The 14,274-nt window shown below is 59.8% G+C and carries 12 protein-coding genes; 5 read left to right on the plus strand and 7 right to left on the minus strand.

The features are described from left to right. The first annotated feature begins 2 nt into the window (after positions 1-2). From PL597_RS09195 to PL597_RS09205, 3 genes are all read left to right on the plus strand, one after another. Positions 3-215, plus strand: a complete 213-nt coding sequence (locus PL597_RS09195) for a hypothetical protein (protein ID WP_137411275.1) — start codon at positions 3-5, stop codon at positions 213-215. Positions 216-284: 69 nt separating this feature from the next. Then, entirely contained in the window at positions 285-569 is a 285-nt protein-coding gene (locus PL597_RS09200; protein WP_077983224.1) for a hypothetical protein, read from the plus strand. Between the two features lie 55 nt (positions 570-624). Then, on the plus strand, positions 625-1,824 hold the full coding sequence (locus PL597_RS09205) for a low temperature requirement protein A (RefSeq protein WP_269823892.1): 1,200 nt from the start codon (positions 625-627) through the stop codon (positions 1,822-1,824). 7 nt (positions 1,825-1,831) lie between these two features. Here PL597_RS09205 and PL597_RS09210 read toward each other — a convergent pair whose 3' ends face one another. Continuing rightward, positions 1,832-3,301, minus strand: coding sequence for a glycosyl transferase family protein (locus tag PL597_RS09210; RefSeq protein WP_271365004.1), 1,470 nt, complete (start codon positions 3,299-3,301; stop codon positions 1,832-1,834). A 147-nt stretch (positions 3,302-3,448) separates the two neighbouring features. Between PL597_RS09210 and PL597_RS09215 the strand changes: the two genes are divergently transcribed. Next, positions 3,449-5,557, plus strand: a complete 2,109-nt coding sequence (locus tag PL597_RS09215; protein WP_271365005.1) for a TonB-dependent receptor plug domain-containing protein — start codon at positions 3,449-3,451, stop codon at positions 5,555-5,557. A 159-nt stretch (positions 5,558-5,716) separates the two neighbouring features. Further along, positions 5,717-6,172 carry a redox-sensitive transcriptional activator SoxR gene (soxR, locus tag PL597_RS09220; RefSeq protein WP_003519761.1) on the plus strand — a complete coding sequence of 152 codons (456 nt, stop codon included), beginning with the start codon at positions 5,717-5,719 and terminating at the stop codon, positions 6,170-6,172. Positions 6,173-6,202: 30 nt separating this feature from the next. On the opposite strand, the gene amyA is transcribed toward soxR, so the two are convergent. The 6 genes from amyA to PL597_RS09250 form a co-directional block, all read right to left on the minus strand. Next, positions 6,203-7,690: an alpha-amylase gene (gene amyA, locus PL597_RS09225; protein WP_271365006.1), complete on the minus strand. Its 1,488-nt coding sequence runs from the start codon at positions 7,688-7,690 to the stop codon at positions 6,203-6,205. A gap of 111 nt (positions 7,691-7,801) precedes the next feature. Then, entirely contained in the window at positions 7,802-9,538 is a 1,737-nt protein-coding gene (locus PL597_RS09230; protein WP_271365007.1) for an acetyl/propionyl/methylcrotonyl-CoA carboxylase subunit alpha, read from the minus strand. A gap of 17 nt (positions 9,539-9,555) precedes the next feature. Further along, a complete protein-coding gene (locus tag PL597_RS09235; protein WP_271365067.1) occupies positions 9,556-11,145 on the minus strand; it encodes a 5-oxoprolinase/urea amidolyase family protein in 1,590 nt (529 codons plus the stop codon). Positions 11,146-11,152: 7 nt separating this feature from the next. Then, positions 11,153-11,962, minus strand: coding sequence for a putative hydro-lyase (locus PL597_RS09240; RefSeq protein ID WP_271365008.1), 810 nt, complete (start codon positions 11,960-11,962; stop codon positions 11,153-11,155). 11 nt (positions 11,963-11,973) lie between these two features. Then, positions 11,974-12,741 (minus strand): LamB/YcsF family protein, encoded by a 768-nt coding sequence (locus PL597_RS09245; protein ID WP_077983234.1) that lies wholly within the window; start codon positions 12,739-12,741, stop codon positions 11,974-11,976. Between the two features lie 123 nt (positions 12,742-12,864). Beyond that, entirely contained in the window at positions 12,865-14,106 is a 1,242-nt protein-coding gene (locus PL597_RS09250; RefSeq protein ID WP_077983236.1) for an NRAMP family divalent metal transporter, read from the minus strand. Positions 14,107-14,274 lie beyond the last annotated feature (168 nt).

Below are 14,274 nucleotides of genomic sequence, written 5' to 3' on the forward strand. Positions count from 1 at the left end.
TGATGAATTTTCCGGACGACATGGAACTGGCTGTCGCTCTTTATATGGCGGACAACGCCTTGCCGCGGGAAAGGGCTATCGAAAAGCTCCTACGGGCGGAGTTCGAAAACACCGGCCATCTGCCCGGCGACGAAGCGCGGCCGCCGGAGATCGTCGGTGGGCAACCGAGTGCCGAGTATGTTCAATACAGCTCCTACCTCGATGGGGATAACTGAAGAGCGGCGGAACCAAAGCTGGCGAGGGCTGTTTATGGCGCAGATAATTGACGCCAGGATATATGTCCCATGTTTCCAAGATCATTTGTTTTCTCAGCCGCACTCGCCGCGATGACAGGCCTGCCGGCGATTGCCCAGCCTCTCGAGGTCAGCACGCTTGCGGTTTCCGGCGCCGACCGGATTTCAGTGTCGCCGAACCCTACCGCCCCGCACTACATTACCGACGTGTCCGGGAAGAAAGTCCGTCTGGTTGGGCCACGCTTTTATCCTGACAGTGCGCGGGCGCTGGAATTTCCCGGCCGAAGGTCTAACCCGGCTGTATCGGACAGCGAAGAGGCTTTGTCGCAACAGTGAGGATGCGTGGTGACAGAACCGGTCGCGACGATCGACATCTGGCGGCGGAGGTGGAATGAGAACCAGGGGTGAACTTCAAGGTGGCATATCAGATGCGAAAAGCTGGATAAGGCAAGAGGGTCAGGACGCCGACACGGCCAGTTTCCCCGAACTGTTCTTCGATCTGGTCTTTGTTTTCGCGCTGATCCAGCTTTCCCACGCGCTGGCCAAGGATTTTGGGCCAACGGCGGCGCTTGAGGCCGGCATCCTGATATTGTCGCTCTGGTGGCTGTGGATACACACCACCTGGATCACAAACTTGCTGAACACGGAAAAGGAGCCAATCAGGATCCTGCTTTTCGTGCTGATGTTCGGCGGCGTTCTGCTGGCCATTGCGCTGCCGGAGGCATTTGCGGAACAGGGCCTCGTCTTCGCCCTGATCTACAGCGCAATGCAGGTCGGCCGAAGCCTGTTCGCCCTTTATGCGTTCAGGGGCGAAGACCGGCAGTCTTTTCTGGTCTTCGTGCGTGTGACGATCTGGCTTGCGGTTTCCAGCCTGTTCTGGCTGGCCGGAGGGCTCGCCGATCTGACGGACCGCATTCTCCTGTGGGGTATCGCACTTGCAATTGAATATGCCGGCCCCGCCTGCCGTTATGTCGTGCCGGGTGTAGCCTCGAGCGACGAGGACCGGCTGCATCTTTCCGGCGAGCATCTGGCGGAGCGATGTGCGCTCTTCGTCATCATCTGTCTTGGGGAAACGATCCTCACCACCGGGCGCACGGCAACCGAATATATGAATTCCGGCCTGACATTCATCGTCTTCTGCTCCGCTTTCATCAGTACCGTGGCGATGTGGTGGATTTATTTCCATCATGGGCAGGAAGAGGCCTCAAGGAAAGCCGAGAACGCTGAAGAAAAGACGAAGATCGCCCATAATCTTTTTAACTATGGGCATTTGCCAATCGTTGCCGGTATCATCCTGACGGCGGTGGGTGAGGATTTCAGCCTCTCCCACCCGCGAGAAGGCGCGACAATGCGGGAGGCGATCGCCATTCTCGGCGGTCCTGTCCTGTTTCTGGCCGGCAATATCGGCGTCAAGATCGCCGCCGCCTATCAGCGACCGGTCTCGCATTTTGCCGGCGTGACGGCGCTCTGCCTGCTTTTGCCGGTGCCGGGCATTCCGCTTTTCGCGTTGCAACTGGCGAGCATGGGCGTTCTTCTGCTTGTGGCGCTTTGGGAATACCTGGCGCTGGAAAGGGCGGTCGCCAATGCTTGATCGCTGATCAGGCGTTGACGAGATCGCGCGCCCTGTCGTTCCAGAGCCGAAGGCTGCGGGCATAGGCTTCCTCGAAGGACAGAGCCATATCGTTGACCAGCATCAGCGCGATGGCCGTTGTGGAGATGATGATGGTTTCCGCCCTTTCGTCCTTTGCGGCGCCCGTCCACACCGCCCGCCAATATTCGAAGGTTGTGAACATGGTCGGCATTTCAGCGGGCGGCGTCTCACGTGCGGGAACGATGAATTCCATATCCTTGCCCTTCGAAAGACCGAAAATCCGAGTGCTGCGAAACGGTGTGAATTGCGCGAAATCCCGCGTGTTGCTGAGAATGGCGAGGTTTTCCATTGAAAGCAGCCGTGCCGTGTCCCGATGAAGTTCCTGGTAGGAGGGGCGAGCGACACCGATGATCGTGCTTCTGGCGCGAAGCGGATTGAGAAGATGCACGACCGTATTGAGCGGCAGGCGCATCTCCAGAATGCCGTGGAGGCCGAGCAGGCTTTGAAACTGCAGGGACAGTCCGCCAATTGGAAGGTAGGCGATGCGTTCTGAAGCTGTGGCTTTCGCCGCCTGCGAAAGCGACCGGCAGAGGGGAATGCCGCAGGCCTGCGCTGCAAGTTCAAGCTTGCCGCCGTTTTCCCCCTGCCCCACATGCCCGTGCAGCAAGACGCTGTATCCCGCCATGACGACAAGACGGGCGGAGTGGAGAAACCATGGCGCATCACGATGTTTCGGTGACATATAAGCGGGCCAGTCGAGGTCCACCGATGCAGGGCCTTGCTGATCCCTTTTTATATGTCTCCACATGGCGTCGATAAAACCGGCCAGCTCCGCCGCGGTTACGCCGCGATACTGCATGGTGGCGAGCAGCGCGCCTATCTGTATCGGATCGGCATCGCCATCGAGAATGATCGAGAGCGCATCCATCGCTTCCACCTGGCTGAGCGGGCGGCTGTTGCCGATGCCCATCGCCGAGGTTGCGATATATTTGGCGAGCCTCTGCTGCGGATCGGCATTGTGGCCAATGCGCGCGAGACGGTCGGCGATGTTTTCCGGTGTCGGCTGACCTTCCAGAAGAACGCTGGGGCGAAGGGAAAGCGGCGGCGCCTTCATCAGTACGGGCCGCTCCCAGCCGCTTGCACTGGCGCTGGCCGGGGCGGCGGGTTTTTCCTGCGAATAGTCCATAAGATTCTCGGCCTCCGCTGCCAGCGACCGGATGCGCAGGCGCATGCTTTCGGCAAAGGGGGTGGGACGAAGGCCCTGACCGGTGCGCAGAAAAAGCTGGTCGCCATATATGTCGCGCAGCTGCTGCAATATCCGGCTCATGGAAGATGTCGGCAGTTCCATGCCCGCCGCGGCACGGCTGACGCTGCCTTCTCTTAACAAAGCATCAAAAGCGACAAGTAGTTTCAGCTGCCCAAGCCTGTCGGGTTTTGTTGTGGAGACCCGTTCATCTTTTCTCTTGCCGGTTGTCATCTTGCGATTTTTTACTCCCCCCACTCGTTCGTGGAGCCCTTTTTGCAATTTCTAGAATTTAGAATTGTTCGAAAACAAACGCATTGCGCCTGAACTCCCTCCTAAATAAGTGGGGTTAAATTCTCAAGTTAAATGCGGGGGCATAACATGGAATTGAAGTACCGCGGCCGCGAGAAGTCCGCGACGATAATAAAGGCCGGTCTTTCGGCAGCAATGGCTGGAACGGCGCTTTGCATCGCTCTGCCATCTTTTGCGCAGCAGGCGCCTGAAGGAAGCACGGTTCTCGAGCAGATCGTCGTCACCGCATCCGGTTTCGAGCAGAATGTGAAAGATGCGCCGGCCAGCATCACGGTTGTGACGCGTGAAGATCTTGAAAAGGGATCCTATCGCGATCTGACCGATGCCCTGCGCGAAGTTCAGGGCGTGTCCGTCACCGGCATTGCCAATGAAAAGGATATTTTCATTCGCGGATTGCCCGGCGCCTACACGCTGGTTCTGGTTGACGGCAAGCGGCAGAGCACGCGCGACGCCCGCACCAACGGCAATTCCGGCTTCGAACAGAGTTTCGTACCGCCGGTTTCGGCGATCGAACGTATCGAAGTGGTGCGCGGGCCGATGTCCTCGCTCTATGGTTCGGACGCTATGGGCGGTGTCATCAACATCATCACCCGCAAGGTGGGCGATGTCTGGTCAGGTTCCGTCACCACCGAAGGCACGGTTCAGCAGCATTCCAAATTCGGCAATAGCGGCCAGGTCTCCTGGTATGCCAACGGACCGATACTTAAGGACCGGCTCGGTCTACAGCTTTGGGGCAGGGGCTTCACGCGTGGCGAAGACCGTATTCTGAGCGGCACCACGGGCGCCAAGGAATATGATTTCAACGGACGCCTGACATTCACGCCGAATGAAGATCACGACATCTATCTCGAAGGCGGCAAGACGCGGCTGCGCCGCAGCGCCGAGCCCGGCGACACGCTGGCGGCGACGGACGCCAACGGCACATACAATACCAATACGCGTGACCATTGGTCATTGTCGCATACCGGCCGCTGGGGGCCGACCACATCCGAATTCTCGTTCCAGCAGGAATGGGCGGAGCGTACCAACTTCACCAGAAATATCCGCACCGGCCGGGTGACCGAAAACCCGCGCTCGCCGGAAGTGCGCAACACCGTTCTCGATGGCAAGTTCACGACGCCGTTCGAATTGTTCGGCAACCACACGCTGGTGACAGGCGGACAATATTTCGAGGCGCGGCTGGCGGACCAGAACCCGGGACGCCGCACCGGCCGCGACGAAACATTTTCGGCGACGCAATGGGCGCTCTTCCTCGAGGATGAATGGCGCATTGTCGATAATTTCGCGCTGACGGGCGGTCTTCGTCTCGATAATCACGAAAAATACGGCAATCATTTCAGCCCGCGTCTTTATGGCGTCTGGAGCGCGACCGAAGAGCTGACTATCAAGGGCGGCGTTTCCACCGGTTTCCGGGCGCCGGAAATCCGCCAGATCGCGCCGGGTTATGCCTATACGACGGGTGGCGGCGGTTGCAGCTATGGCCCCAGCGGCACCTGCGGCGTCATCATTGGCGACCCTAACCTCGAAGCGGAAAAGAGCACGAGCTATGAAGTGGCCGCGCTTTGGGACAATGGCGACGTCGCTCTCGGCGCCACCTATTTCTACACCGATTTCAAGGACAAGATTTCCAATGCGCTGGTGCTCAATCCGGATGGAACGCCGGCCCGCTGGAGCGAAGACCGCAACTATCGTCTCTGGTACAATTACAACATCGACGATGCGGTCATTCAGGGTGTGGAACTGACGGCGACCTGGTATGCAACGCCGGACCTGACGCTGCGCGGCAACTATACCTATACGCATTCCGAACAGAAAACCGGCGATTATGAAGGCTTCCCGCTGGCGCGCACACCGGAACATATGGCTAATCTGCGCGGCGACTGGGTAACCCCAATCGATGGTCTGGAAGCCTGGGCCTCGCTGAATTACCACGGATCGGAAATCAATGCCGGCCCGCGCATCGGCACCAACGGCACGCCGGTAACGATCAACGGCAAGGCCGGGCGTAAATATGACGCCTACACCACGCTGGATATCGGGGCGAAATATGCGGTCGCCGAAAATGTCGATCTCAAGGCCGCCATTTATAATCTCTTCGACAAGGATGTCGGCACCGACGATTTCAACACCGTCATGGAAGGCCGCCGTTTCTGGATCAGCATGACAGCTAAGTTCTGATCCGTCGCCACATTCACGAAAATTGCAGGCGCCTTTGGGCGCCTCTTTTTTTGGGCTATCGCCTATTGACCTCAACTATGGTTGAGGAATTATACCGGCTGCTCTTCACTATGTTTCCGCGTTTTCCGAGCGGAAATCGTTACGGAAGCAGGAGCCAGAATGGAAAATACCGTATTCAAGCACAGCCTGACGGTTGGGGAGGTTGCCCGCCGCAGCGGCATCGCCGTGTCCACCATCCATTTTTATGAGGCGAAAGGATTGATCGAGGGCTGGCGAACCGCCGGTAACCAGCGCCGTTATCATCGCGCTGTTCTGAGACGCATCGCCATCATCCGCATCGCGCAGCGCGCCGGGATACAGCTCAGCATTATCAGGGACGCGATGGCTGATCTGCCGCAGGATCGGGTGGCGACGACGGCCGATTGGCGCAGGTTCTCCCAATCGTGGCGGGAAATGCTGCAGCTTCGCATCAATAGCCTGATCATGCTGCGCGATCAGCTTACCGGCTGTATCGGTTGCGGGTGTCTTTCGCTGGATGATTGTCCGTTGCGCAATCCGAACGATGTTCTGGCCGATGACGGCGCAGGTCCGCGCCGCCTCGTTTCTGCGGAATGAACGGGATTTCCGGACCGGAACGGCTGAGCCTCACTCGGAATCGGCTGCAACCCAGACACTGACGCTGCCGCCATTGGTGGGAAAGACGCCCTTGCCGCTCTCATCGAGGGTAACCCGTTCTTCACGGTGCCCGAGAAAGTCGCGCCAGACCGCCCTGGCGTGATCGGGGCCGAGATCGATCTGCTTTTCCGCCGGCTCACCATTCGACATTATCACCACGCAGCCCGGCGCATCGGCGGTGCCGTGGCGGATAAAGGCGACGCAGCTGGCATCATCGAAAATATCCGTCTGGGCTCCGTTGGCGAAACGGCTGCGGGCCTCTATGAGCTTCGGCAGGCATTCAATGGCGGGCATATCGATCTTATATTCGTTGCCGTCATTGCCGGTGTCGGTGTAGCTCGTGCCGAACAGATCGGGATAAAAGACGCAGGGCACCCCATCTTCGCGCAGCAGGATGATCGCATAGGCAAGAGGTTTGAACCAGGGTTCCACTGGCGCTTCCAGCGATTGCAACGGCTGTGTGTCGTGATTGTCGACCAGCGTAACGGCGTGGTCGGGAACGGCGGAGACAAGCGAGCCATCGAAGATGCCGCGCATATCGAAATCGCCGCCCTGTTTCGAGGCGTCGTGGAAGCTGTGGTGAAGGGCCACATCGAAAAGCATCAGCTGCTTGTCGACGAGTTCGAGATAGCTTTTCAGCGCCTCGAGATCAGGGTGCCAATATTCCGCCACGACGAAAAGATCGGGATCGACCGTTTCGCGCATATGGCCGACCCAGTCGCGAAAGAACCAGGCCGGGATATGTTTTGCGGCATCCAGTCGGAATCCATCCACCTGCACCTGCTCGGAAAGCCAGCGGCCCCAATATTTGAGTTCCTCGTAAACCGCCCGGTTTCTGAACTCGACATCCGCGCCCATCAGATAATCGAAATTGCCGTTTTCCTGATCGACTTCCTCATTCCATTCCCCATCGCCATATTCATTGACGAGGCGGAATATCCCGTCTTCAGTCGGCTCTTCGATGTGGTCGACACCGCTGAAGCACTTCAGGTCCCAGACGAATTTGGAATGTTGGCCGTTGCGGCCGGGAAAGGTGAAACGCGTATAGGCCAGCGCCTGAAAGTCTTCATCGTCGATCTCAGTACGGTCTTCGGGATTGACGCGGCGAACCCGCACCTTTTCCTTTTCATCCGCACCCATCTTGTGATTGAGAACCACGTCATGAATGACGCGGATGCCATTCTCTTTCAGGGTCTTGCCCGCGTGCTCAAGGGCGCCACGGTCACCATACTTTGTCGCGACCGTGCCCTTCTGGTCGAATTCGCCAAGGTCGAAGAGATCGTAGGTATCGTAACCCACCGAATAACCGCCGGCGGCACCCTTGTAAGCGGGCGGCAGCCAAACGTCGGTGATACCCATTTTCGCAAGGCTTTCGGCCTTTTCCGTCACCTCGCTCCATAACTTCCCTCCGTCCGGATAATACCAATGGAAGAATTGAAGCAAGGTGCGTCCGGCCATATTTCCCTCACGATGGTTAGCAGGTCGCGCCATAAACGGCCCGGCGGCGAAAGGGTTCCGCCGCCGGTGCCGCGCGATCTGCGATTGTGAGGCCGATGGTCCGCCCGTATATTAGCCGGCTATATCGAGAAGGGCAGCGCCCGCCGGCAGATAGTCGCCTTCCTTAACGATCAGACGGACTTTGCCGGCCATGGGGGCGACAATCTGCGTCTCCATCTTCATGGCTTCCATGACGGCGAGAAGATCGCCTTGCGAAACCGTGTCACCGTCTTTTACCTTGAAGGACTGCAAAGTGCCGGAAACCGGGGCGGTGATTTCGCCTTCCTTTTCCTTGGCGGCGGCGGTGCCGCCGGGAACAGCTGCGCTGTTGCCGCTAACCGCACCGAGGCTGGAGAGCAGCAGGCTGGGCAGACCGACCGATACACGTTTGCCGTCGATTTCCAGGAAAGTGCGGGTGACGGAGGGATCGTCGGCCGGTGCCGGGCGCTCCATGGCATCCGGCATGGCGGCGAAATCAGTCTCGATCCAGCGGGTGTGAACCTTGAAACCGTCAGTGCCGATGAAGTCTGCGGTCTCGATTGCGGCGCGATGGAAGGGCAGCACCGTGGCGATGCCTTCGATACGGAATTCCCTAAGCGCGCGGCGGGCGCGGCGCAGGACCTGATCGCGGTCGGCACCCGTGACGATCAGCTTTGCCATCAGCGAGTCGAACACACCAGGCACGCTGGAGCCGCTGACGACGCCGCTATCCATGCGAATGCCCGGGCCTGAAGGCGCATCGAAAACCGAGATCAAACCGGGCGTCGGCAGGAAACCCCGGCCGGGATCTTCGGCATTGATGCGGAATTCCATCGAGTGTCCACGCGGTTCCGGCGTTTCGAGTACCCGAAGCTTATGGCCCTCGGCAATACGGAACTGCTCGATGACGAGATCGATGCCGGTGGTTTCTTCGGTAACGGGATGTTCCACTTGAAGGCGCGTATTTACCTCAAGGAAGGAAATCGTGCCATCGACGCCGAGCAGGAATTCGACGGTGCCGGCACCGGAATAACCGGCGGCAGCGCAGATAGCCTTGGCGGCCGTATGGATTTTCTGCCGCTGTTCGTCGGACAGGAAGGGGGCGGGAGCCTCCTCGATCAGCTTCTGGTTCCGGCGCTGCAACGAGCAGTCGCGGGTGCCGAGCACCAGCACATTGCCGTGCTTGTCAGCGATAACCTGCGCTTCGATATGACGCGGCCGGTCGAGAAATCGTTCTAGAAAGCACTCACCGCGGCCGAAGGCGGCGGTCGCCTCGCGCACGGCGGATTCGTAGAGATCGGCGATCTCTTCCATCTTCCACGCGACTTTCAGGCCGCGTCCACCGCCGCCATGGGCCGCCTTGATCGCGACGGGCAAGCCGTGCTTTTCGGCAAAAGCCGTGACTTCGACAGCGGATGCGACCGGGCCGTCGCTGCCGGCGACCAGCGGCGCGCCGACGCCGGTGGCGATGCGCCGCGCCTCGACCTTGTCGCCCAGCGCCTCGATGACGTGCGGATCGGGGCCGATCCAGATGAGACCGGCATCGAGAACGGCACGCGCAAATTCGGCGCGCTCGGACAGGAAACCGTAACCGGGATGCACGGCATCCGCACCGGCGCGTTTGGCAATCGCGATCAGCTTGGCCATATCGAGATAGGTCTCGGCAGGACGTATTCCCTCCAGCGCATAGGCTTCATCCGCCAGCCGGACGAAAAGCGCGTCCTGATCGGGATCGGCATAAACGGCGACCGATTGCAGGCCGTAATCGCGACAGGCGCGGATGATGCGCACCGCGATCTCGCCGCGATTGGCAATCAGCACTTTTTTCATCGCTTTTCTCCTCGGAATTATGCGTTTGTAGCCGCGATTTCGGCAAAGGGGCCGATCGGGCGGAATTTGATTTTGGCGTTGACGGGGATTTGCCCGGCAAGATCGAGATGATATTCCGCCACTGCACCGATGACGGGATAACCGCCGGTCAGAGGGTGATCGGCAAGGAAAAGAACCGGCTGGCCGCTGTGGGGAATCTGGATCGCGCCCGTTGCCGTGCCTTCGCTCGGCAATTCGGCGCTGTCCGTGCGTTCCACCGGCACGTCGCCGGCAAGGCGAATGCCGACGCGGTTCGACTGCGGCGTGACCTGCCAGAGCTGGCCGGTCAGGGTCTCGATACCCTTCTGCGTGAACCAGTCGGTGCGAGGGCCGAGAACAATGTCCAGCGTGACGACCTCACCCGTTGCCGGCGGTTCGAAGGCCGGAACCTCGTCGATCGATACGCTGGAAAGGCCGGTCTTCTCGCCCTTAAGCGAAAGGATGGCGCCTGCCCCCACCGGCTCCGGACCGACGACAGCCAATGTATCGGTCGCAAAACTGCCGAGCACCGGCTCGACATCGAAGCCGCCGCGCACCGCAAGATAACAGCGCATGCCCTTCGGCGGCTGCCCGAAGGTCACCACATCACCGGGTTCGAGTGACACCGGGCTATGGGCCTTGGCCGCGAAGCTGCGATCTGCCGTGGTAATCGTGACGGGGCAGGGCGCACCGGCAATACCAATGACGGTACGGCTCGTGCTTTTAAAGGAAAAGCCGCCGAGCGTCAGTTCGAGACACGACGTATTGGCGGGGTTACCGACGATGCGGTTTGCAGCGTTGAATGCGCCACGATCCAGTGCGCCGGAGGCCGAGACGCCCTGCCCGGTCTGGCCGAAACGGCCTAGATCCTGGAAGATGGCGGGCATGGGCGCGGCAAGCACTTCGAAATGCGGGCCGTCCTTTTTCGGTTCTTTTTTCTGAGGTGCCGGTGCCGGAACATCGACCGTTCTGCCGGCCTTGTCCATGTCGAAGAAACGCACCCGGTACCCCGGCTGGAACAGTGCGCCGGGATCACGATCTATATCCCACATCTTCACCGGCGTCGTGCCGATGATCTGCCAGCCGCCGGGGCTGTTTTGCGGATAGACACCGCTGAAGGCGCCGGCCAGCGCCACGGAGCCTGCCGGAATACGGGTGCGCGGGCTTTGCCGGCGCGGCACATGCAGGGCCGGGTCGCCACCGACCAGATAACCGAAGCCGGGGGCGAAGCCGCAGAAGGCCACGGTGAACTCGCTTTGGGTATGGCGGCGGATGACTTCTTCGATGCTCATGCCGGTCAATTCGGCAACATCGGCGAGGTCCTCACCATTATAGTGGACGGGAATTTCCACGAGATTGTCCGAAGGCGCGATTTTTGCGGAAAGATCGCGGCTTGCCAGCCGCGCGGCTAGCGCTTCGACGCCGATCGTTTCGGGGCGGAAACGGATCATCAATGTGCGGGCAGCCGGCACCGTTTCTTCGATACCTTCGACCGGATCGTTCTGAAGCGAGGCGAAAAGCGCCAGCGTTTCATCGAGATCGGCAAGTTCGACAAGAATAGTGGTGAGGCTGACGGGGAGAAAACGCATCATATCCTCACGCGTGATAGGCGGAATCGGGAATGTCGGTGATGAACATGTGTCCCGGCGCATGGGTAATCGCAAAGGGCACGCCTGATGCCATCACGGCGGCCTGGGGTGTGACACCGCAGGCCCAGAACACCGGAACTTCGCCCGGCTCGATCCGCACCGCATCACCGAAATCAGGCTTTGAAAGATCGGTAATGCCGATCTCTTCGGGTGCGCCGACATGCACGGGCGACCCGTGTACGGCGGGAAAACGTCCCGAAATTGTTGCGGCATCGGCCACGCGCGACGCCGGGATCGGCCGCATGGAAACGACCATATTGCCCTTCAGCCGACCGGCCGGACGGCAGGGGCGGTTGGTGAGATACATCGGCACATTGCTCTTGTCGGTCATGTGGCGGATTTCGATGCCCGCTTCCACCATCGGCGTTTCGAAGGTGAAGCTGCAGCCGATGAGGAAGGCGACGAGATCGTCACGCTCCGCCCAGGCGGCGGTGGCGTCGGCCGTTTCCTCGACAAGCTTGCCGTCCCGCCAGATGCGGTAGAGCGGCAGGTCGGTTCTCAGATCGGCGCCGGGCGCCAGAAGTGTGGTGGGCGAACCGGGATCGGAGACATCCAGCACCGGGCAGGGTTTGGGATTGCGCTGCGCATAAAGCAAAAAATCGAAGGCCCAGTCGCGCGGCAGCACGATCATGTTCGCCTGTGTGAAGCCGGGTGCAATGCCGGAAGTTGGGGCGACGAGGCCGTCACGATAGGTCGCACGGGCCTTTCGTGCGACGTCGGCGTTCGTGTGGTTGAGATAGGATGTCGGTATCGTCATCGGCTATCCTTTCAGAGACTGGATGCAAAAGAGCGGATGTCGATGCCATCAGCCTCGAAACGGCGGCGGATTTCCTGGGCGATCGCGACCGCACCGGGGCTGTCGCCATGCACGCAGATGGATTGCGCCTCGATTTTTATGACGCTGCCATCGATTGCCTCCAACGTGCCTTCGCGGGCAAGCTGCACCATGCGGTCGGCGATTTTTGCCGCGTCGTGCAGCACGGCCCCGGCTTCGCGGCGGGAGACGAGCTGGCCTTGAGGCGTATAGGCGCGGTCGGCAAAGGCTTCGGCAACGACGGCAAGACCGGATCTGCGGGCGAGATCGAGGATGGGCGCGTTGGCAAGGCCCATCAGCACCAGTGAAGGATCGATGGCCTTGATGCCGTCGATGACGGCCTGTCCCTGTTTTGCGTCATTGGCGATGCGGTTATAGAGCGCGCCATGCGGCTTGACGTAACGCACCGTGGTGCCGGCAGCGGCGGCAACACCCTTCAGCGCGCCGATCTGGTAGATGACATCGGCAATCAGTTCTTCCGAGGTGGCGTCCAGATCGCGGCGGCCGAAGCCGACGCGGTCCGGATAGGAGACATGAGCGCCGACGACCACGCCTTTTTCCGCAGCGGCCTTGACGGTGCGGTAGATGCCGGCAGGGTCGCCGGCATGAAATCCGCAGGCAATGTTGGCGCTGGAAACGATGGCGAGCATCGCCTCATCATCTCCCATGCGCCACGCGCCGTAACTTTCGCCAAGATCGCTGTTGAGATCGATAGCGGCCATGTTTGCCTCCCTTTAGAGCATTTCCAGCAAAAGTGTGTCGCGGTTTTGCGTCCGGAAAATGCGTAAAAACAGATATGTAGAGCGTTTCCGCTTTTCTCCGAAATGCGGAAACGCTCCAGTTTATTACAGGCCGAGCAGGCCGAAGATGGTGCCAGCAGACTTGTAGCCCATGTACCACGTCAAGGCACAGGTCAGAACGCCAAGCCCGAGCAGGATGCGCGAGTAGCGATGGCCGCCCATCAGGTCTTCGCGTTTCCACGCGGCAAACAGGAAGATGCTCAGGCCGATGGGCAGGATGAGGCCGTTCAGGCCGCCGACGAAAACCAGCATGGCGGCAGGCGGCGTGGTGATCAGCAGGTAGCAGACGAGCGAAACGGCGATGAAAATAATCGTCGCTATGTTACGGGCACGTTCGCTCATGTCCTGCTTGAAGACAGGCAGGAACGATACGGAGGTGTAGGCTGCGCCGATGACGCTGGTGATGGCCGCTGCCCAGAAGATGATGCCGAAGAGCCGGAAGCCGAGATCGCCCGCAGCCGACCGGAAAGCCTGTGCGGCAGGGTTGGCGGCCTGGCCGGACGTATCGATGATGACGCCGCTGGCGACGACGCCGAGAATGGCGAGGAACAGCACATAGCGCATGATGCCGGTGACGGCGATGCCGGTCAGCGCGGCGCGGTTGACGACAGGCAGGTTTTCAATGCCGACCATTCCCCGGTCCAGCAACCGGTGTGCGCCGGAATAGGTGATGTAGCCGCCCACGGTGCCGCCGACGATGGTGGTGATGGTCGCGAAATTGATCGTATCGGGCAAGAAGGTCTGGCGGAAGGCGTCACCCACCGGCGGTGCCGAAACGAACGCCACATAGAGCGTCAGCACGATCATCATGAGGCCGGCGAAGATAATGAACCGGTCGACTGCCAGCCCTGCACGCTTGGAAACGAAGATGGCGATGGAGAATATCGCGCTGATGGCGCCGCCGATTTTCGGGTCCAGCCCGAAAATGGCATTGAGACCAAGGCCGGTGCCGCCGATATTGCCGATGTTGAAGAACAGGCCACCGATGATGACGAGGATAGCCAGGAAATAACCGGCGCCGGGAATGGCGGCATTGGCGATATCGGATGCGCGCATACGCGTCAGCGTCACAATGCGCCAGATGTTGAGCTGGACGACGAAGTCGATGAGGATGGAGGCAAGAATGCCGAAAGCGAAGGCCGCGCCCAGCTGCGTGGTGAATGTCGCCGTCTGCGTGATGAAGCCCGGACCGATGGCGGATGTCGCCATCAGGAAGATCGCTCCCAGAAGAGATGCGCGTTTTGACATTTTTAGGTCGGCAGTCGGGGTGAGCTTTTTCTGCTCCATGGATTTTCTCCGCTCCTATCGCTATCCGCCCCTCGCGGATGCTTTATGGCAAGAGTTTGTCGTGTTCCGTGAATTTGTCAATATTGTTCAACAATAAATAATAATCGTTCTCTCATTTTGTCTATTTGTTGGACGTTATGCGCATGAATTCACCACGTTTTTTTCGTG

Source organism: Agrobacterium sp. ST15.13.013 (assembly GCF_027956525.1).
Taxonomy (GTDB): Bacteria; Pseudomonadota; Alphaproteobacteria; order Rhizobiales; family Rhizobiaceae; genus Agrobacterium; species Agrobacterium salinitolerans.